Raw genomic sequence first — 20,116 nt, 5'->3', positions numbered from 1 at the left:
TCTGATTACAAAGGGTTGTTTTTATGAAATTTTGGATTTTTAATCATTATGCTATCCCTCCCGGCTCTAGTGGAATCACTAGAGATTATGACCTGGCAAAAAGATTAGTAAGACATGGTCATCAAGTTACCATCTTTGCTTCATCATATGATCATCGTTCACGGAAAGAGCGTCATTTTAAGCAGGATGAAAAAGGTTTCTACAAGATTGAAGAGTATGATGGCATTCGATATGTTTGGGTTCGAACAACCCCGTATGAAGGAAATAATATAAACCGTGTTTTAAATATTCTAAGCTATACAGTAAGGGGGTTTTTTGCATCTCGTAAAGTGACTGATAACCCTGATATCGTAATGGGTACTATTGTCCACCCCTTTGCAGCCTTCTTGGGTTATGCTGTATCGAAGATGAGAAAATCACTATTTTATTTTGAGGAAAGGGATTTATGGCCCGAAACTCTTGTTCATTTAGGGAAATTTAAACCTGGTAGCTTCATTGTGAAAATATTGTATCAGCTCGAACTATTCCTTTATAAGAAGGCTAAGAGAATCATCGTCTTATTTGACAGGGCCCATCTATATGTGAAAAGTAGAGGTATCAGTACTGATAAGGTTTTATATGTTCCAAATGGCGCTGATTTAGAAAGATATGATGAGCGTATTCCTTTAACAAATGACATATCGGAAGCGTTACAAATATTAAAAGGGAAGTTTATTGGTGTTTATACAGGAGCCCATGGTCTAGCTAATAATCTAGATGTGTTATTAGATGCAGCTAAATTAACCAAAGAGAAGAATAAAGATATACATTTCTTATTCGTTGGTGCAGGGGTTGAAAAGGAACGTTTGCATAAAAGAGCCTTGGACGAATTATTAACGAATGTTACATTTATAGACCCTATTCCAAAGGAAATGATTCCTTCTCTTTTAAAAGAAGCAGATGTAGGATTAATTTCTATGTGGGATGCAGACCTATACAAATGGGGTATGAGTTTAAATAAGGTCTATGATTATATGGCAGCTGAACTACCTACTATCATTAAATGTAATATACCGGATACGATTGTAGAGAAAGCGAATGCTGGTTATAAGGTGTTAGATGCTGTAGAGCTTTCAGAGAAACTGTTGCTTTCCTTTAATTCAAGAGATGAGATAAAGCAAAAAGGTAAGAATGGAAGAAAATATGTTGAACAGTACCACTCATGGGATCAGTTAGCGAATGTGCTACTTCAGGCCATGAATGAAGATGTAAAACAATATTCAAATGAAAGAGAGTGAGAATAAATGGCTCCCCAAAACATCGGACAAAATGTCGTTATTAAAGAAGATGTTACGTTTGGAGAAAATGTAACAATTGGAAATAATGTAATAATCTACGCAGGGACAAAGATTGGTAGTCATGTTTTAATTCAGGATAATGCAGTTATTGGAAAACAACCAACTAGAGCGAAAAACTCCATCTTACCTGATGTGAAAACCTTACCACCTGCTAGCATTGGATCGGGTTCTACCATTGGAACTTCTGCTATTATTTATGCTAATGCTGAGATTGGCGAAGATGTTTTTGTTGCTGACCTTGCTACGATTCGTGAAAGAGTAACAGTTGGTGAAAAGACAATTGTAGGTAGAGGCGTCGCAATTGAAAATGATTGTTCAATTGGTCTTAAATGTAAACTAGAAACAAATTGTTATATTACAGCATATTCTACTATTGAGGATTACGTTTTTATAGCACCATGTGTTGTTACAACAAACGACAACTACATGGCCAGATCAAAAGAAAGATACGATAAATTTAAGGGCGTAACCATTAAAAAGGGTGGTAGAGTTGGGGCAAATACCACGATACTCCCAGGCAAAACGATAGAAGAAGATGCTGCCATTGGTGCAGGAAGTCTTGTAACGAAAGATGTTCAAAGTGAAGACCTTGTAATAGGTAGTCCTGCAAGAACAATAAGGAAAGTGCCAGAAGATCAACTATTAAAAAATCAATAATTAAGAATCTCAAACGCATATGTAGTATACATGCGTTTTTTTTATAGGATTATTTCTAAAAATACACTCATTGTACAAATTGTCGAATCTTGTTATAATGTCCAAGTTCCATTTATTATATTTGAGTATATTAAAAGGAAGTGAAGACGGTCTTGAACGAAACAAAAAGGAAATATATATTTGAAATACATTACTTACGAGCGATTGCTTGTCTTTTAGTTGTACTAGTTCACGTTTCAGGAATTTATTTTTATCAGCAAGGACAATTTAATGATTATACATTTTTTGTGAATCAAATTGGGCGCTTTGGAACACCGATATTTGCTTTAATGAGTGGTTTTCTATTATTCAATCAAGTTAACAACAAGGGGTTTCAATTTAAAAAATTCTTAAGCTCTCGCCTGACAAAAATAGGACTTCCATTTTTGATATGGAGTATTTTTTATTTACTAATCATGTATTATTTTGAGAGTGCAAATCCATTTATGAGAGAGCATATTATTGTTAGGTTTTTCCTAGGAGATTCATTTTATCATCTTTATTTCATGTCACTTGTTTTACAATTCTATTTGATCTTTCCACTAATCCAATTAATTAGAACAAAGATTGGGTGGTTTCTATTACTTTTAACTAGTTTAATTTTGAATGTATATTTTTTGAAATACTTTTCCCTACCTGCTAACCTAACGGAATCATGGAATTTATTTCTAGGGGACCGTGCCCTTTTATTTAGATGGATTTACTTTTTTATATTTGGTGGATTTTTAGCATATTTCTGGGCAGAGATTCACACTTTTGCAAAGAAAAATACTAAAATGATGTTTTTACTTCTAATTATTGTGGTAATTGGTGGATATATTGAGTATAAAGTATATGGTTCTGTTGCTTCAAACCGCATGATGAATTTTATTAACATTCCAATATTATCAATTTCATTTATTGGGCTAGGAGATTACCTTGATCGTATAAAAATTATAAGAAAAGCTTTAACTTTGCTAGGCTCTTTATCAATGGGGATTTACTTAGTACACCCGTTAGTTATCTACAGTCTCACTAAGCTTTTACCCGAAGAGTACTGGAGAACCTTGTACTTTCCATTGATATTCGTAGTTGTATTACTAGGTTCAATTTTAATTATTAAACTAGTACAATTTCTTCCATTTAATCAATATATTATTACGGTTCCAAAAGTTAATGGTCAAAAGTCCCGTCCGTTTAATATACCAACTAAAAGTCACAATGTTTCATGAAAAAAGAACTCGTCATTGTTGACGAGTTCTTTTTTATGATGGAATTTAACGGTCAAAGTATAGAAGTAACCCATTAACAATCCCATCGGTAACGTTCTCTTGATAACTGTCGGTTCTTATTACGGATTCCTCAACTGCATTTGATAAGAAACCTAATTCTACTAAAATGCTAGGCTTTTTATTTTCTCTAGTCACGTGTAAATTTTGAAACTTTACTTTACGGTCAGTGAAATTGGTCTTTTTAATCATTTCTTGTTGAACAAATGATGCAAGAGCATAGTCTTTATCTTGGCTGTAGTATAGTGCCTCAATACCTCTAGGAGTTGTGTAAACACTAGAATTATAATGTATGCTGATGAATGCGTCTGTAGCATTTGTATTGCTTATATCTGCTCTTTGAGGTAAGGATAGAGCTCGATCATTGGACCTCGTCAATATTACCTTAACACCATACTTCATTAGCTTTGCTTCTAATAATTTTGCCGTTTTTAAATTTAAGTCTTTCTCATAAGTTCCAAGATATCTTCCTACTGCCCCACTATCTATTCCTCCATGACCTGGATCAAGAACAATTGTCTTTCCTGCTAGTGGTGTTACCTTTCCTATTAAAGGTAGAACAGCGTTTTTTGAAACCCACCCTGTGAGTTTATCTGACGTAATGATATAGTAATAACTCTCTATTTCTCTGATAATATCAATCTTTACTTCTGAATATAAATGGTTTACAACTTTACTTTCTGTGTCTGGATTGTAATAGACCGGTGTGTCGCTAGAGACCACAACGGCACTAATCTTCTTGATTGCAGGGCTCCCGCTTTTAAGATGAGTATTATAAACCCAACCCTGTTTATCCTGGCTATAACTTATAAAATACCATCCGTTGTTTTCTTCAAGAATTCTAATTGGAGTGACGATTTCAATTGTGTCAATTATGTTTACTCTTGTACTAGGACCATCATAGACCGTTAGGTTTGTTGAGGGGGTAAGCAGGGTTGATCGTAACAAGCCCTGATAGATCCAACTAGTATAATTATTATGTTTAATCTCGTACCAGCCATTTATTTCTTTTAGAATTAGTACAGGTGTATTTTTGTCAATGAGGCCAACTTTATCTGCCTTTAAACTAGGTTTAGTGTATTCAGTTAATGTATTGTCCAAAACGATTGCTTCGATATTTAGAGGTTTTGGTACGGCAGGGCTACCCTCTGTAAGATGTGTGTAATAAATCCATCCTTGCTTCTCTCTTGAATTGACAAAATACCAACCATTAATCTCATTCATGATTGATATTGAATCATCCTTTTCTATCGTAGTTGTTACGGTGCTTCTAATGCTTGGTTCTAAATAAATAGATACAGAATTGGCATTAACAGTCTTAGTAGAGATTAAGATTCCTTTATAAACCCATCCCTCACCTGTTTGTGATTGTATCTTATACCACCCATTAATTTCTTGTATAAGCGTAATTGGTGCATCCTTGTTTAATTTGAATATTTGCTTGGCTCTAAGGCTAGGGTTATCATAAGCAGTTAATTCCTTATTCAGCACAATTGCTTTTTGGTTTAGTGCGTTAATTTTTGGACTACCATTTGTTATGTGAGTTTTATAAACCCAGCCAGTTTTCCCTTCAATTGTTACACCATACCACCCATTAATTTCACTGGTTATATTTATTTCATTATTCTTTGTAAGATTTTTAACCACATTAGCTCTAGTGCTTGGCTTTTCATAAATATTCACATGATCGGCAACCACAACTTGGATATTTTTTAGTAGGCCCTGGTAAACCCAACCCCTACCGTTCGAATATTGAATTTCGTACCAACCGTTTATTTCTTTTTGAATAGAAACCGGGTTATTTTTAATAATAGTGTCTATATGGGTTGCTCTTAGACTTGGTTTTTCATACACATCAAGTGTTTTTGGTAATACAATTGAAGAAATAGCTAAGTTATTAACTGGAGCCGGAACTTCCTCTAATAAGTGACCAGAAAAGACCCACCCATTTGTTGAGCCTGCTGTGATTGAATACCACCCATTAATCTCTTTTGATATTTTTATTTGGTCTCCATCACTCAAACTCCCAATATGGCTTGCTCTTGTACTAGGCTTATCGTAAATCGTAACGTTTGAAACTACTATATTTTCATCAACTGGAAGTATACCTCCATAGATCCACCCACGAGACTGCGGACCTTGTACTTCTAACCACCCATTTACTTCTTTTAATACAACGATTTTCAAATCCTTAGAAAATGTCTCAAGCTTTACTGCTCTCAGACTTGGACTCTCATAAACTTGTTGAACATTTGAAAGAATTAATGCTTCATAATGTTGTTGTATCTGGGTTTTATTTGAATCAATCCAGCCTTTTTGCTCTGGGTTCAACTGTATCTCAATAAAACCATCTATCGTATTCAATATAGGGAAGAACTGATTTTTATACACTTTCCCTATTTCAGTTGAACCAGGGGTAGGAGAATCTTGAACAATTACAACATCCTCTATAATTTTTGCATATGTTGCTGCGGGTTCTGCTTTTGCATTGGCTGCAAAAGATAGTGTAAGCCCAAACACCATAACCATGAAAAAAACTAGTTCTTTATTCTTAGTAAACACCCTTAATTTACACTTCCTTTCAAATTTCGCTAAAAAACTACAGTTAATTTATATCATATATGAATGTATAAATGTATGAATTTAAATATTTATTAGAAAATAGGAAAATTTAACTATAAAATGTATTAAAAATGTTACGAAAATTGTCGATAATATAATCGACAATTATTCCTTTTATTTTAAGAGTCTACTATAATAGACATATTCTAGTAGTTTATTAATTGAAAATAATTTTATAAAGGTATAATTTAAGAGGAGGAGCAAGTTGAAAAAGGGTATTAAGTATGTAATTATTTGTCTTCTATTTATTAGTTTATCATTTACTTTTTTCACGAAAAAGTCATCATCAGCACCAGTATTAAAAACATCAGGAGTTTATACTTATGAGGTTCTTACACAAGACATTGTAAAGCTTAAGCAAAAATATCCTCATTTAATTACATATAAATCCATTGGTAAAACACCTTTTGGGAGAGATATTTGGGCAATTAAATTAGGACGTGGAGACGCAATTATACATATTAACGCTTCACATCATGCTCGTGAATGGCCTACAACAAACCTTGTGATGGAAATGATTGATCAATATGCAAGTGCTTACCAGAAAAATGGCTCATTTGGAAATCTCCCAGCACAAAAGTACTTGGATAAAACATCTATTTGGTTTGTACCTATGGTTAATCCTGATGGTGTGACTCTCCAACAAAAAGGATTAAAAGCTTTTCCTAGTTGGGCGCATTCTTCACTGTTAAGGATGAATGGTGGAAGCATGAATTTTTTACGTTGGAAGGCAAATGCTCAGGGAATCGACTTAAATAGGCAGTATCCTTCAGGATGGGACGGGACTAGAGCCCCTACGAAACCATCCTATCAAAACTATAGTGGTAGATTTGCTTTGGAGGCACCAGAAGCCAATGCAATCGCCCAGTTTACAAGAGAGATTTCTCCTGAGATTGCTGTTGCTTATCATTCCAGCGGTCGTATTTTATACTGGCATTACAGCCAAACGGGTTCAAACTATTCGCGAGACCATAATATTGCAAAAGTATTATCTGATATCACAGACTACTCTTTAGTAGCACCAAATTTAAATTCAGGCGGCGGAGGTTATAAAGATTGGTTTGTGTCTGAATTTAAAAAACCAGGTTATACTCCAGAAATCAGTTACTATGTAAAGGAAACAAACCCGCCACTATCTGTACTACCCGAAGAGTGGAGAAGAAACCAAAGTGTTGGATTATATCTAGCAAAAGAGGGTAGTAGACTATGGGACTCAAGTTTAAGAATAGTAGATTGGGTTATTACCTCATTTGATGAATGGCCAATCTATAATCGGCCGGAAAATAAACATTTGACAAATCTAAAATTGTCACCAGGGACACTACATATAAATGCTGCTAAAGATGGTTGGTTCAGAATACTTCATCCTGCCTATGGAAATGTATGGGTATATGGATTAGATAAAAATTATATTTCGGGAAAACCTATTCAAGTGAATGAACTTATGTTAGCTACAGAAGAGAAGGTTTTATTTTCAAGTCCTTCTTCTAAAAAAGTTACAAGTATTAAGTTAAGACCACAGCCAATAAATGTCCTTTACGAATATGAAAATTATTATGGAATTCAAACTGATATAGGATTACGTTGGATTACAAAAGCTAATGTGGAAAGAAGCTATAAGCCAATTACTATTAATTCATTTTACAATGTAGTTAAAAATGTAAATCAGCAGGATTATCCTTTTGATACATCAACAGTTAAACAGAGTATTCCTACAGGTGAAGTTGTTCAGGCTTATAAGGTATGGAAAAACTGGGTAGCTGTTAAACATGGCGATCATAAGGGTTGGGTGAAAATTGATGGAAACTTACTTTGGGATCATCCTTTAAACGAGACAAGGCAGTTAACATTAAATGAGCTAGCACTAAGTATAAAGGAAAAGGATTTGTATGAGAGACCGAATGAAAAGTATGTGAGTCCTATTAAATTACGACCTCAACCTATTAGATTGGTTGCGCAGAACGAAGAGTGGTTTGCAATTCAAACAGATGTTGGTAAGTTATGGTTGACCAATGAGGATATTGAAAGAAATTTTAATCCTGTTCAAATTAATGATTATTATGATGTTACAACAGATAGTCAGGTTTTAAATTACCCATTTGAGGGCGCTGTAGTTACAACAAACGTTCCAGTTGGCGCAAATGTTTATGCTTATAAAACATGGAATGGCTGGGTGGCTGTAGAATATAGCGGAAAAAAAGGTTGGGTGAAAATAGATGGAAACCTTCTTTGGAAGCGGAAGGGTGATTAAGGAGTAGAGTGAAGAAGCAAGAAATTAAGGTGATTCTATAATTACACCTGCTAATCATACTCTTTGATTATGCAGGTGTTTTAGTTACAAACAAGGTGTCATTACTATTAGAAGGATATACAATTTTTGCTCTTCAAGTTAAAGTCTAGCTATGCATAGTTCAATTATTTCCCTTAATGTGTTATGAGATTGTTATAAAAGTAAAAGGGAATTAAAATAAAAACCATTTACATCGATAAAATTACATAGTAAACTGTTTTTGGACTAGAAGAAGATAAAAACGAGGGAAGAGGAGAAATAAACATGTTAAATGGATCAGTTATTCTTGCGTTTTTCGCATCACTAATAACTGTACTGATCGTTACTCCCTTGGTCATTAAATTTGCAATAAGAATTGGTGCAACTGATGAACCTAATTCTAGGAAAGTACATCATTCAGTAATGCCAAGGCTTGGTGGATTGGCTATCTTCATAGGTGTAATTGTAGGGTACATTACTGCTGAACTATACAATGAAAAATTAACTGCGATCATTATTGGTAGTATGATTATCATAATGACAGGTATTCTTGATGATAAATATGAATTATCAGCTAAATTAAAACTCTTGGGACAATTAAGTGCCGCCGTGATAGTTGTTGCGAGTGGTCTGACAGTGTCTATTATAGAAATTCCATTTGTAGGAGTATATGATTTGGGTGTCCTCTCTTACCCAGTTACTATACTTTGGATCATTGCAATCACAAATGCAATTAATCTAATAGATGGCCTTGATGGTCTTGCTGCTGGAATTTCTACAATAGCTATTACTACAATTGCAATTATGGCTATGATGAATGGGAAAATGCTTATATTAACTTTATCACTTATTATCTTAGGTAGCACGCTAGGCTTCTTATATTATAACTTTAATCCCGCTAAAATATTCATGGGAGATACAGGTGCGCTATTTTTAGGATACAGTATCTCAATATTGTCACTCTTAGGGCTTTACAAAAGTGTTACACTATTTAGTTTTGTAGTCCCAATTTTAATTTTAGGTGTCCCAATCTTCGATACCATCTTTGCTATCCTAAGAAGGTGGATAAATAAAAAGCCAATTTCAGCTCCTGATAAAGGACATCTACATCACAGATTAATATCAATTGGTCTTACTCATAAGAGAGCCGTTTTATTAATGTATGGTCTTGGAGCTTTATTTAGTGTTAGTGCACTAATCTTTTCAACAGCGACTTTGTGGGGAGCTCTCATCATTACTTTTGCACTTCTAATCTTTCTGGAATTAATCGCAGAGGCTATTGGTTTGATTGGAAGTAATTACAGACCCATGCTTAATTTATATAGAAGAATTGTGAAGAGAGAATTTTAAAAACTGCCGTTAAGGCAGTTTTTTTATTTACTCTAAATAGTTTTGGCATTGTTTATCCATACTAGGATTAAGTTGCAAACTATAAGGGGTATGATTATATGCTAATAAATATTATGGGATTTTTAGTTTCCTATGTCTTTTGTTTAATTATTACACCACTTATTAGTAAATTAGCCTTAAAACTTAATGCTGTTGATATTCCAGATCACAGAAAAGTCCATGTTAAACCAATGCCGAGATTAGGTGGATTAGGGGTATATTTAGCCTTCATAATAGGGCTTATTGTTATTGGTTTTCCCATTATGAGCAACATACAAGTTATATTAGGGGCAACATTAATTGTTATATTAGGGATATTGGATGATATTTACATTTTAAAGCCTTATCAAAAATTAATTATTCAATTTGTCGCTGCATTAGTGGTTGTTTATGGGCATGTATCGGTTGATTTTCTATATCTACCTTTTATTGGAACAGTTGACTTATCAGTTTCAATTATCCCTATAACAGTACTTTGGATAATCGGGATAACGAATTCAATTAACTTGATTGATGGACTTGATGGTTTAGCCTCTGGTATTTCTTTTATTATTGTCTTTGTATTTGTCATCCTCGCGATTATTAATCAACAAGATACCATACTAATGCTCAGTTTTGTTCTATTGGGAAGTATTTTAGGATTTCTATATCATAATTTTTTTCCAGCTAGAATCTTCTTAGGTGACTCTGGGTCATTATTCTTAGGGTTTATGGTTTCGGTTATATCATTAATGGGACTTTACAAAACAGTTACAGTTTCAAGTTTATTTTTACCAGTAATCATCTTGGGATTACCATTAATGGATACCTTTTTAGCTATTTTCAGAAGACTAAAAAAGCATCAATCCGTTATGGCGCCCGATAAAGAGCATCTGCATCATCAGTTAATTAAGTTTGGTTTATCACACAGAAAAGCTGTATTGCTTATGTATATGCTTTCGGCCACATTTGGTATTGTTGCAATTATCTTCTCAAAAGCAATTCTTTGGGGAACTTTACTGTTTTCATTATTAGTTATTTTTATTAGTCATTATTTTTATAATTACAATTTTAATAAGATTATCCATTTTTTAAACCGAAAATATAACAAAACGTAACAAATAGTTGCTAAATTCTACACTATAATCTATATAATATATATGATACTATAGTTTAGAAATATTTTTTAAGGAGACGATTAACGTGAAAGTTCCTATGCTTGATTTATCTGAGCAATATTCAAATATTAAGGAAGAAGTTCTTACAGTACTAGATGAAGTTATGAGCTCTTCAAGATTTATTCTAGGTGAAAATGTAAAAAAATTCGAGGCAGACATTGCTAAACTTTCAAATGTTGAATACGGAGTTGGGGTTGCAAACGGAAGTGATGCATTACATATTTCTTTACAAGCTTGCGGTGTAGGACAAGGTGATGAAGTTATTACAACTCCTTTCACATTTTTTGCAACGGCAGGAGCAATTGCTAGAGCTGGGGCAACTCCAGTATTTGTTGACATTGAAGAAGATACTTTTAATATTGACCCAAAGGCTATAGAAGCTGCTATTACTGATAAAACAAAAGCTATTATTCCAGTACACCTTTACGGACAAACTGCCGACATGGATCCAATTAGAGAAATTGCTGCAAAACATAACTTGGCTATAATTGAGGATGCTGCTCAAGCAATAGGAGCAAAATACAAAGGAAGAATGGTTGGAGAGTTAGGCGATACCGCATGTTACAGCTTCTTCCCTACCAAGAATTTAGGTGCATACGGTGATGCAGGAATGGTTGTTACGAACAATCCAGATATAGCTGAAAAGATGAGTGTTATTCGTGTTCATGGTAGTAAACCGAAGTATTACCACCATGTTCTTGGGTACAACAGCCGCTTAGATGAAATGCAAGCAGCTATATTAAATATTAAATTTAAAAAGCTAGGAACTTGGATAGAACAAAGAAGACAAGCTGCCGATAACTATACGAAAATGATTAAAGAAGCTCTAGGAGATCAAATAGTTACTCCAATTGAACGTGAAGAAAACTTCCATGTCTTTCATCAATATACAATCCGTGTTGATAAAAGAGATGAACTTCAACAGTACTTAAATGAAGTAGGGGTACAAACAATGATATATTATCCATTACCATTGCATGTACAGCCTGTTTTTAAAGAACTTGGATATAATGAAGGAGATTTCCCTCTTTCAGAAAAAGCTGCAAATGAGGCAATATCACTTCCAATGTTCCCAGAAATTAAACCAGAACAGCAAAAATATGTAGTAGAAAAAATCATTGAATTCTTTATTAAATAACATTTAACCCCCGAGACATTGGGGGTTGCACTATGTTATAAGGAGGTATCTTCGGTTGAAAGAACGATTTGTTTTTTATGATTACCTACATTTTTTATGGATAAAGAAATTATGGCTTCTACCACTCCCAGCAATAATGATCATAGTTGCTCTCGTTTTCAACTCATTGTCAGAGCCATCTTACAATGGGCAGTCAACATTCTATACAGGAGGGGTAGAAAAGGATTCTCTTGGTAAACCTCATCTAGTACAAGCCGTCTTACTTAAAGATATCGAGACGGATCAAAATTTTAATGTTACTGCAGTACCAAATCTTATTACCCTCCATGTTAATGGATTAGACAAGCAGAAAGTTAATGATGTGCTAGGTAAATTTACTGATGCTTATAATAAGAAAATAATTAAAGCTGCTAATGAAGAATTAAAGAGTATAGAAGTACAGCTCCGTACCTTAAAGGAGGTTGCAAAAGTAAAAGAAAACACCATGGAATTTGCTAAAGATTGGGGTTCTGAAAAAGATGAGAGTGTAGAATTAGCTCTTTACCTAATAAGTAAAGAAGAAGAAGAGTCTTTAGAAAATGCAGCGGAAATTGAAGTATTGGAAAAAGAGCTATCCAATTATGAAGAACCACAATTATTAACTACATCAGTACTTGAAAAAGATACATATGTGAAATCTAATCTTATTATTGCATTTATAGCAGGCGTATTTCTTTCATTTGTTTTATTAACATTATGGAAATATATCTTAGATGCAAGGAGGTATAAACAAAATGATTAATTTTGCAATTGTTGGTATCGGCCACATTTCAAAGAAGCATATAGAGGCTATACAAGCAATACCAGAAGCGAGTTTACTAGCAATTTGTGATACAAACCCCGCTCGTCTAGAGGAATTTTCAGGCATCTGTAAAACATATACCGATTTAAAAGAGATGTTAGAGACATTGCCGGAGCTAGATGTTGTAAACATATGTGTTCCATCTGGAGCACATGCAAGCTTAACAACTCTTTGTGCACAGTATAAAAAACATATCATTGTTGAAAAGCCTATGGCGCTCAAATTAGAAGATTGTGAAAAGATGATTCAGTCTGCGAAGGAAAACGGTGTTAAGCTCGCTGTTGTGCATCCAAATAGATTTCGACCTGCAATTGTCATGCTTCAAAAACAAATTGAAGAGGGGAAATTTGGTACTCTGAGCCATGCAAATGCAACGGTAAGGTGGAACCGAAATCAAGCTTACTACGATCAAGCACCATGGAGAGGTACGAAAGAGTTCGATGGTGGGGTTTTAATGAACCAAGCAATACATGATATTGATTTAATGCTTTGGCTTATGGGACCAGTAGAATCTGTTCAAGCAATGGCGACTACTAGACTACGCAAAATTGAAGCAGAGGATGTAGCGGCAGCGGTTCTTCAATTTAAAAATGGCGCTTTAGGGATTATTGAAGCAGCAACTACGATCTACCCAAAAAACCTGGAAGAGTCATTGGCGATTTTTGGAGAAAAGGCATCAGTGAAGATAAGTGGAAGAACAGCAAACTATATAGAAACTTGGGACATTGAGGGTCAAACTGACGAAGATAGAATTAAAGTTGTTAAAGAGGTTGAACTAGACCCATTCGGAAAGCCAGGGCACCAGTGGATTATTGAAGATATGGTAGATGCAATTAAAAACAATCATGAGCCAGTTGTGTCAGGAAACGACGGGCTTGCGCCTGTTAAATTAATTTTAGCCATATTAGAGTCAGCTGAAACTGGAAAAAAAATCTTGTTATAAGGAGAATATGAATGAATCAATTAGAAAAATTATTGTCAAAAATAGAGAGTAAGAATGCAGTTATTGGTGTAGTTGGATTAGGTTATGTTGGCTTACCACTTGCTGTAGAAAAAGCAAAAGCTGGTTTTACTGTAATTGGCTTCGATGTTCAACAAAGTCGAGTAGATCAAGTAAATCAAGGAATTAACTACATCGGTGACGTTGTAGATCAAGAATTGAAAGAGCTAGTTTTAACTAATAAGCTCGTTGCTACAACTGATTATGCCCGTATTAGTGAAGTTGATGCGGTAGCTATCTGCGTACCAACACCATTAAATGTTTATCAACAACCTGATACATCATACGTAGAGAGTTCTACAAGGGAAATTGCAAAATATGCACATGAGGGAATGCTTGTCGTACTAGAGTCTACAACATATCCTGGGACTACTGTGGAAATTGTTTTACCCGAACTAGAGAATACTGGATTAAAATGTGGAGAAAATGTTTTTATCGCTTATTCACCAGAACGTGTTGATCCTGGTAATAAACAATATAATACTAAAAATACTCCCAAAGTGGTTGGAGGGATCACGGAAAGTTGTACTAAAGTAGCTGCTGCTTTGTATCGTGCTGTGCTTGAAGGCGATGTTCATGAAGTTTCTAGCCCAGCGGTAGCTGAAATGGAGAAAATATTTGAAAATACATTTAGACATATTAATATAGCACTTGCTAATGAAATGGCAATCTTATGTGAAAAAATGGGCATCGATGTTTGGGAAGTTATTGATGCTGCAAAAACGAAGCCTTATGGATTTATGGCATTCTACCCAGGTCCTGGTCTTGGAGGACACTGTATTCCAATAGATCCTTTTTACTTAACCTATAAAGCAAGAGAATATAATTACCATACCCGACTTATAGAGTTGGCCGGAGAAATCAATAACTCAATGCCTGACTTTGTTGTTGAGAGATTAATGCACATCTTAAATGATGACGGAAAAGCATTACGAGGCTCTAAAGTAGTCATCTTAGGAGTAGCCTATAAAAAGGATATTGATGACATGCGAGAGTCACCTGTTCTTCCAATCTTAACTAAGCTATATAAAGAAGGTGCCGATGTGGTGGTTGTAGATCCTTACGTCCCTAAATTTAAATTAAATGGTGAAGTTATTGAAACTCATGCTCTTTCTAAGGAATTAATTGAACAGGCGGATGTTGTCTTGTTAACAACAGATCACAGTAACTTTGATTACAATCTAATTGGAACTTCTGCAAGAGTTTTATTCGATACTAGAAATGGTATGAAGGGTTATCCAAAGCCAGAAAAGTATACTAAATTATAATTGATTTCTCTTTAGGAGCGGAACAAAGTGTTAAAACAACTTAAGCGATTAGGAGGGGATTCCCTCCTTTATGCTTTAATGAATGTTGGAACGAAGTTGATAGCTTTTCTGATGCTCCCCATTTATACGACATATTTAAATCCATCAGAAATGGGCGCATTCGAGTTAATTGAGTCAATAGTTTCCATTCTAACTTTCGTCATTATATTCGGGACAGACAATGCCTTAGCTTATTATTTCTATAAAGAGAAAGAAGAGAAAGATAAGGAACAATTCTTTAAAACGGCGCTCTCTTTTAGACTTGTTATTGCTATGGTTTTTTTCCTAATCTTTATAGTAATGGGCCCATACTTTGCTGAAGTTTTTTTAGGTAGTAGGGACTATTATTCTGTTGTGCTTATTGCTGGAACAGTACTGATATCAGAGGCTGTCATTACCTTATTATTAACGTTTGATCGATTTAACTTTAAGAGTAAAAAAGTTGCAGGTTTGACTGTATTTAAATTGTTATTGGTGGCATTATCATCATACGTATTACTTAAATTTTTAAATTTGAAGGTTGAATCAATTTATATAGGACGGCTAATCAGTGGTCTAGTCGTTCTTGTCTTTTTAATAAGACCGTTATTCAATTTCTTGTCCTTTAAATTCAGAAAAGATCAATTGATAAAATTACTTAGGTATGGAGCCCCCCTCGTTCCTGCTTCTATTGCATTCTGGATTATTACGTTTTCCAACCGTATATTTTTATCTATGTTTGAATCGCTAGAAAGTGTTGGGATTTTTGGGGTCGCTATTAAATTTGCCACCGTCATAACATTACTAACATCAAGTGTACAAATGGCTTGGCGTCCATATTCCATGTCTATAAAAGATCAACCCAATGCAAAGAAGATATATGCTAATATATTCTACATAATATTAATAATTGGTATGCTAGGATTAATTAGCATAGCTTCTCTAGCACCATTTCTTTTGAAATTTATGGTTCCAGATATGATTTATATGGAAGCAGCAAATTATATTGCCATGCTTAGCTTAGGATCGTTTTTAAGCTTCTACTACTTAATAGTATCTGTAGGGTTATTTTTAGAAGAAAAAACCGCTGTTATTTCAATTTATGTGGGTATATCGGCAGTTGTTTCTGTGATACTAAACATATCACTTATCCCTTTGTTTTCAATTTGGGGGGCAGTACTTGCATTAGTTATTTCCTATGTTCTAGTTAATGTTCTAATATTTATTAAAAGTCAGTCTGTATACTATATACCTGTTTCTTTGAAAAAATTATTAATACCATTTATTGGTGGGGTAATCTCAACAGGATCTATTGTTATAATATATATGTATAATTTCAATTCGTATTATATATTTATTTCATGGATATTCTTTTTTATTGTCCTACTTCTAACTGGCTTTGGTAAGACAGTACTAAACTTTACTAGGGGAAGATAATTTTGGTTTACTTGGTTATTTGGATTATCACATTATGCTTATCCACATATATGTTCCGAAAGGTATCTGGCTCTTTGTCACTTCTAAGACCCAATATGATATCTATATTGTTTTATTATTCGTTACTTTTGTCTAGCTTCATCGGTGCATTATTAATAGCATTAAATATTGATGATAACTATATGATAGCTAGGTTGTCTAATCAGGAGTATAGATATATTGGTTTTTACTGGATATGCTATATCATGCTAGCTATGCCGCTCACAATGCTGATGATTTCCAATTTATTTGGATTTAGGGCAGATGATGAATTTAAACATTATATGAAAAAGCCGGTAAATCTACTATTTAATAAATCTAATGACTTTTTTTACTTATTATTTGGGTTATCCGTAATTTCACTGTTATCCATTGGTTATATGTTAGTAAGTTTAGAACAAATTCCTGTAATTGAGTTATTTAAAGGAGCAACAAACTTAGGAGAATTAAGGATAGAAGCTTCTCACCAATTTAAAGGAAATGTCCTCATAAAAAATATCTTTGCTCTAGGGTTAACTCCCATACTTTCACTTATTGCATATATTTACACATACGTGACGAATCAGAAGCGGTGGAGGATACTATTTATCTTATTATTTGGAGCAAGTCTATTTGTTTCTATTTATGACTTACAAAAAGCTCCGGTGTTCTTCTATCTCCTCATGTTTTTACTTGTGAATATATATATAGGTAAAGTTAAGTTAAACTTTAAATTAGTTTTGTTGATTGGGACTGCTGCTGTTGCCTTCATTGTTATATTATATATATTTGTTCAAAATGTAACATCTGCAACACAGTTTTTAAGCTATAATAGTGGACCATTAGGAAGGATTATCCTTTCTCAAATATCTCCATTTTATCTTCACATGGATTTATTTGGCCAACAAATAGATTTCCTTAATGGAAAAAGTTTACCTAATATGGTGTTAAATTTATATGATTTAGAACAGGTTCGTTCAGCCAGGGTTGTAATGGGGCATTATTTTCCTGAAAAGGTAGAAGAGGGTACTGCTGGAGTTTTAAATACATTATTTGCTGGTGAAGCTTTTGCTAATTTCGGTTACTTAGGTATATTTATCGGAACTCTATACCTAGGTGTCTTCATTCAAGTCTTGTACATCATTTTTATAAGGTTACCTAAGGATCCAGTTGTCATTACGATTTTTGTTTTTTTTACTGTTAATATTCCCAGGGTTGTGGTTGGAGGATTTGTAGACTTTTTATTTAATCCTTTTTGGTTATTAATAACGGTTTTATTTTTAGGGAGTCTACTATTAATAAGGATTAAGAATGACTTATTAAGTGGATTTAAAGAGTATTTGTCTAAAACTTAGAAAAAAGGCTAAATCCTTGAGGATTTAGCCTTTTTTCTATAAAGATCCAATTGTTGTTCCAAAGAAATAATGCTTTAATATCTGATCATATGTCCAACCGTTTTCTGCATATCCTTTTGCCCCATATTGGCTCATTCCGATTCGATGTCCCCACCCTTTACCTTCAAGAGTTATGGAAGCAGGATCAGTATCTTTTGTTATTACACCTTCTAATGTTTGAATGCTGACTTGATCACTTACTAAAGGTTGAGTTATGTTTGCTAGCTGGACTGTTTGTCCATTTACAGCGAATTGATCTGTTATTCCATTATTTGTTTGCACTTGATATTGCTTAGTAAAAGCCAAATCAAACCAATTACTTTTTAACATACCGTAAAAACCTTCAATCGGAAACAATTTTCTAATTGTTAATTCATTTCCTTCGATTGTCTTGGTACCTTTGGAAGTTACTAAAGTAACTGCACCGACTTCTCCATTAGCTCCTTTTTCGCCAATTTGTATATCATATAACACTGTTGCATTATCATAGCCAAATGTATTTAGAATTGTTCGAGAACGAAATGAATTAACCCATGTACTGTGAGGAGAATTTTCAAATTTATCTTCTCTAGTAACCAAATAAGGAAATGAAGATTGGTTACTATTCCAAACGTCACCGACATTTGCAGTTCGACCACCAGAAGTCGAATGGAAGAATGTTTCTATAACAGAGTTTCCGCTTTTTACGACTTTTCCAGCTGTATCATCAATTGCTTTATTGCTTCTGGAATCCTCAGAAGTATAACCATTATATACTTGGCTCGAAACTGTTCTTGTTAAAATTCCCCTTCTACTCTTTACATGAGCATAACTTCTAGCTGCAATTGCTTGCGATTTTAATGCCTCGGGATGCCAACTTGCAGGCATTTCATTTGGTACAACACCTTTTAAATAATTTTCAATTGATAATGTGTTGATAACTTGTGAGTTAATATTAAAGTGAATATTTCCTCGATATTGTTTGTTATTATCAACCTTAAGCAGATTCGTACTAGGAACATCCATAATTGCAACATTGCTGTTCTTAGGGATCGCCAAGTTCTTGCCAGCGTAAGCACCTTTAATTGACTTAATAATATACCAATCACTACCATAGGTACCCATATACTCAGCAGCTTCCCCATTGTAGTACTTTACTACGTCAGGGTTTGATGAATTGGCAGCTGTTTTTGCTCCAACAGTTCCAGTAAAAACAATTAACTTATTAGTTACTGAATTAATTAAGGAAACCTCGTTTATACTAAATTGAGTATTAGAAGATAAATTAAATGCACCAAAAGAAGCTGAGATTATTCCTGAATTTTTATTTAATGATAAATTAGATTGAGGTTTAACCAAGATAGATTCATTGGTTGATTTATTGTTAATAAAATATAAACCGTTAAGATTTAACGTAACAGCATCTTTATTATATATCTCTACAGATACTGCATTTAAATGTGGAACATCTTGTACATCAGCTTTTGCTACATCAACGAACAATAGAACTGAAAAACAAAGTGACGACAATGCTAATAGCTTTTTTAGCACTATTTAATCACCTCTGCATGTTTAGCAGAAACAGCACCAACTTTTCCTGAACTTAAGTTTACAAGATACCATTTTTCGCCTGAAATAGAATTTGTGTACGTACTGTGGTAGTTTACAACGCTATCTCTTGCCGCAGTGTAATAAACTTCATAAGAAGATGAAGCTCCTCTTCTTATTGGAGCATTTTGATTCATAACAACTTTTGTATATGAACCTGAATACGGAGTAACAGACACCTGTGCTTTATTAGCAAGTATAGCTCCTAATCTATTATTTGAGAGTCTTACAAGGTACCACTTTTCTCCTGTAATAGAATTGGTAAAGTCTTGATAGAAAGTTAGAATAGTATTTTGTGGAGCATTTAACATTGTAGAATAATGACTTCCAGCACCACTTTTAACAATGGTTGGTGAAGTTATCGTTAGTGTTGATTTATCTTGAATAGGTGTAAGGGAACCGCCACTATTGTCACCATCTGATAATTGTTGAATCTGTGCTTCCAAGCTCGCAACTCTATCTTCAAGAGGGTTTATTTTCGATAAAACCCACTCGACACTAGCCAAAACAGCATCTGCACTTGCTTTACTTACGGGAAGAGAAACAGAAGAGACAGCAAATCCTAGTCCAAATACAAGAGTAATAGGGATAATTTTTTTCTTCAACAATTTGTAATTCCTCCTAATTATAAAATATAACGTTACAATTCTATCACAAATATTACGAAAAATAGCAAT

At 34.0% G+C, this 20,116-nt stretch carries 15 protein-coding genes; 12 read left to right on the top strand and 3 right to left on the bottom strand.

The features are described 5' to 3' along the window. The first annotated feature begins 23 nt into the window (after nt 1-23). The 3 genes from ACFFIX_RS12480 to ACFFIX_RS12470 all read left to right on the top strand — a co-directional run bounded on the left by ACFFIX_RS12480 (nt 24) and on the right by ACFFIX_RS12470 (nt 3,244). Nucleotides 24-1,277, top strand: a complete 1,254-nt coding sequence (locus tag ACFFIX_RS12480) for a glycosyltransferase family 4 protein (protein ID WP_378934360.1) — start codon at nt 24-26, stop codon at nt 1,275-1,277. 6 nt (nt 1,278-1,283) lie between these two features. Further along, nucleotides 1,284-1,994, top strand: coding sequence for an acyltransferase (locus ACFFIX_RS12475; RefSeq protein ID WP_378934359.1), 711 nt, complete (start codon nt 1,284-1,286; stop codon nt 1,992-1,994). Between the two features lie 152 nt (nt 1,995-2,146). Next, nucleotides 2,147-3,244, top strand: coding sequence for an acyltransferase (locus ACFFIX_RS12470; protein WP_378934357.1), 1,098 nt, complete (start codon nt 2,147-2,149; stop codon nt 3,242-3,244). 45 nt (nt 3,245-3,289) lie between these two features. Here the strand turns inward: ACFFIX_RS12470 and ACFFIX_RS12465 are convergent, their stop codons facing one another. Then, on the bottom strand, nt 3,290-5,830 hold the full coding sequence (locus tag ACFFIX_RS12465) for an SH3 domain-containing protein (RefSeq protein ID WP_378934355.1): 2,541 nt from the start codon (nt 5,828-5,830) through the stop codon (nt 3,290-3,292). Nucleotides 5,831-6,128: 298 nt separating this feature from the next. On the opposite strand from ACFFIX_RS12465, the gene ACFFIX_RS12460 reads away from it, so the two are divergent. From ACFFIX_RS12460 to ACFFIX_RS12420, 9 genes are all read left to right on the top strand, one after another. Further along, nucleotides 6,129-8,174: a M14 family zinc carboxypeptidase gene (locus tag ACFFIX_RS12460; protein WP_378934353.1), complete on the top strand. Its 2,046-nt coding sequence runs from the start codon at nt 6,129-6,131 to the stop codon at nt 8,172-8,174. Between the two features lie 303 nt (nt 8,175-8,477). Beyond that, entirely contained in the window at nt 8,478-9,542 is a 1,065-nt protein-coding gene (locus ACFFIX_RS12455) for a glycosyltransferase family 4 protein (RefSeq protein WP_378934351.1), read from the top strand. A gap of 98 nt (nt 9,543-9,640) precedes the next feature. After that, nucleotides 9,641-10,678 (top strand): glycosyltransferase family 4 protein, encoded by a 1,038-nt coding sequence (locus ACFFIX_RS12450; RefSeq protein WP_378934349.1) that lies wholly within the window; start codon nt 9,641-9,643, stop codon nt 10,676-10,678. 85 nt (nt 10,679-10,763) lie between these two features. Next, on the top strand, nt 10,764-11,876 hold the full coding sequence (locus tag ACFFIX_RS12445) for a DegT/DnrJ/EryC1/StrS family aminotransferase (protein WP_378934347.1): 1,113 nt from the start codon (nt 10,764-10,766) through the stop codon (nt 11,874-11,876). A 55-nt stretch (nt 11,877-11,931) separates the two neighbouring features. Beyond that, complete coding sequence (locus ACFFIX_RS12440) at nt 11,932-12,657, top strand: hypothetical protein (protein ID WP_378934345.1); 726 nt, start codon at nt 11,932-11,934, stop codon at nt 12,655-12,657. Continuing rightward, nucleotides 12,650-13,660, top strand: coding sequence for a Gfo/Idh/MocA family protein (locus ACFFIX_RS12435; RefSeq protein ID WP_378934343.1), 1,011 nt, complete (start codon nt 12,650-12,652; stop codon nt 13,658-13,660). Before ACFFIX_RS12440 ends, ACFFIX_RS12435 begins: the two co-directional genes overlap by 8 nt. An 11-nt stretch (nt 13,661-13,671) precedes the next feature. Continuing rightward, a complete protein-coding gene (locus tag ACFFIX_RS12430; RefSeq protein WP_378934341.1) occupies nt 13,672-14,985 on the top strand; it encodes a nucleotide sugar dehydrogenase in 1,314 nt (437 codons plus the stop codon). Nucleotides 14,986-15,012: 27 nt separating this feature from the next. After that, entirely contained in the window at nt 15,013-16,440 is a 1,428-nt protein-coding gene (locus ACFFIX_RS12425) for an oligosaccharide flippase family protein (protein WP_378934339.1), read from the top strand. Nucleotides 16,441-16,442: 2 nt separating this feature from the next. Then, complete coding sequence (locus ACFFIX_RS12420; protein ID WP_378934337.1) at nt 16,443-17,813, top strand: O-antigen polymerase; 1,371 nt, start codon at nt 16,443-16,445, stop codon at nt 17,811-17,813. Nucleotides 17,814-17,849: 36 nt separating this feature from the next. Here the strand turns inward: ACFFIX_RS12420 and ACFFIX_RS12415 are convergent, their stop codons facing one another. Both ACFFIX_RS12415 and ACFFIX_RS12410 read right to left on the bottom strand, forming a co-directional pair. Beyond that, nucleotides 17,850-19,382 carry a SpoIID/LytB domain-containing protein gene (locus ACFFIX_RS12415; protein ID WP_378934335.1) on the bottom strand — a complete coding sequence of 511 codons (1,533 nt, stop codon included), beginning with the start codon at nt 19,380-19,382 and terminating at the stop codon, nt 17,850-17,852. Beyond that, nucleotides 19,382-20,047 carry an SH3 domain-containing protein gene (locus tag ACFFIX_RS12410; RefSeq protein WP_378934333.1) on the bottom strand — a complete coding sequence of 222 codons (666 nt, stop codon included), beginning with the start codon at nt 20,045-20,047 and terminating at the stop codon, nt 19,382-19,384. Before ACFFIX_RS12410 ends, ACFFIX_RS12415 begins: the two co-directional genes overlap by 1 nt. Nucleotides 20,048-20,116: the final 69 nt, after the last annotated feature.

The sequence above is a fragment of the Metabacillus herbersteinensis genome, assembly GCF_042433335.1.
GTDB classification, from domain to species: Bacteria; Bacillota; Bacilli; order Bacillales; family Bacillaceae; genus Metabacillus; species Metabacillus herbersteinensis.
The sequence above is the reverse complement of the archived record's forward strand: the minus strand, read 5'-3'. Positions and strand labels throughout refer to the sequence as shown.

Coding starts and splice junctions, on each gene's coding strand:
- ACFFIX_RS12465 (WP_378934355.1), bottom strand. CDS start 5,830: ATGGTTATGGTGTTTGGGCTTACACTATCTTTTGCAGCCAATGCAAAA.
- ACFFIX_RS12455 (WP_378934351.1), top strand. CDS start 8,478: ATGTTAAATGGATCAGTTATTCTTGCGTTTTTCGCATCACTAATAACT.
- ACFFIX_RS12475 (WP_378934359.1), top strand. CDS start 1,284: ATGGCTCCCCAAAACATCGGACAAAATGTCGTTATTAAAGAAGATGTT.
- ACFFIX_RS12435 (WP_378934343.1), top strand. CDS start 12,650: ATGATTAATTTTGCAATTGTTGGTATCGGCCACATTTCAAAGAAGCAT.
- ACFFIX_RS12480 (WP_378934360.1), top strand. CDS start 24: ATGAAATTTTGGATTTTTAATCATTATGCTATCCCTCCCGGCTCTAGT.
- ACFFIX_RS12430 (WP_378934341.1), top strand. CDS start 13,672: ATGAATCAATTAGAAAAATTATTGTCAAAAATAGAGAGTAAGAATGCA.
- ACFFIX_RS12450 (WP_378934349.1), top strand. CDS start 9,641: ATGCTAATAAATATTATGGGATTTTTAGTTTCCTATGTCTTTTGTTTA.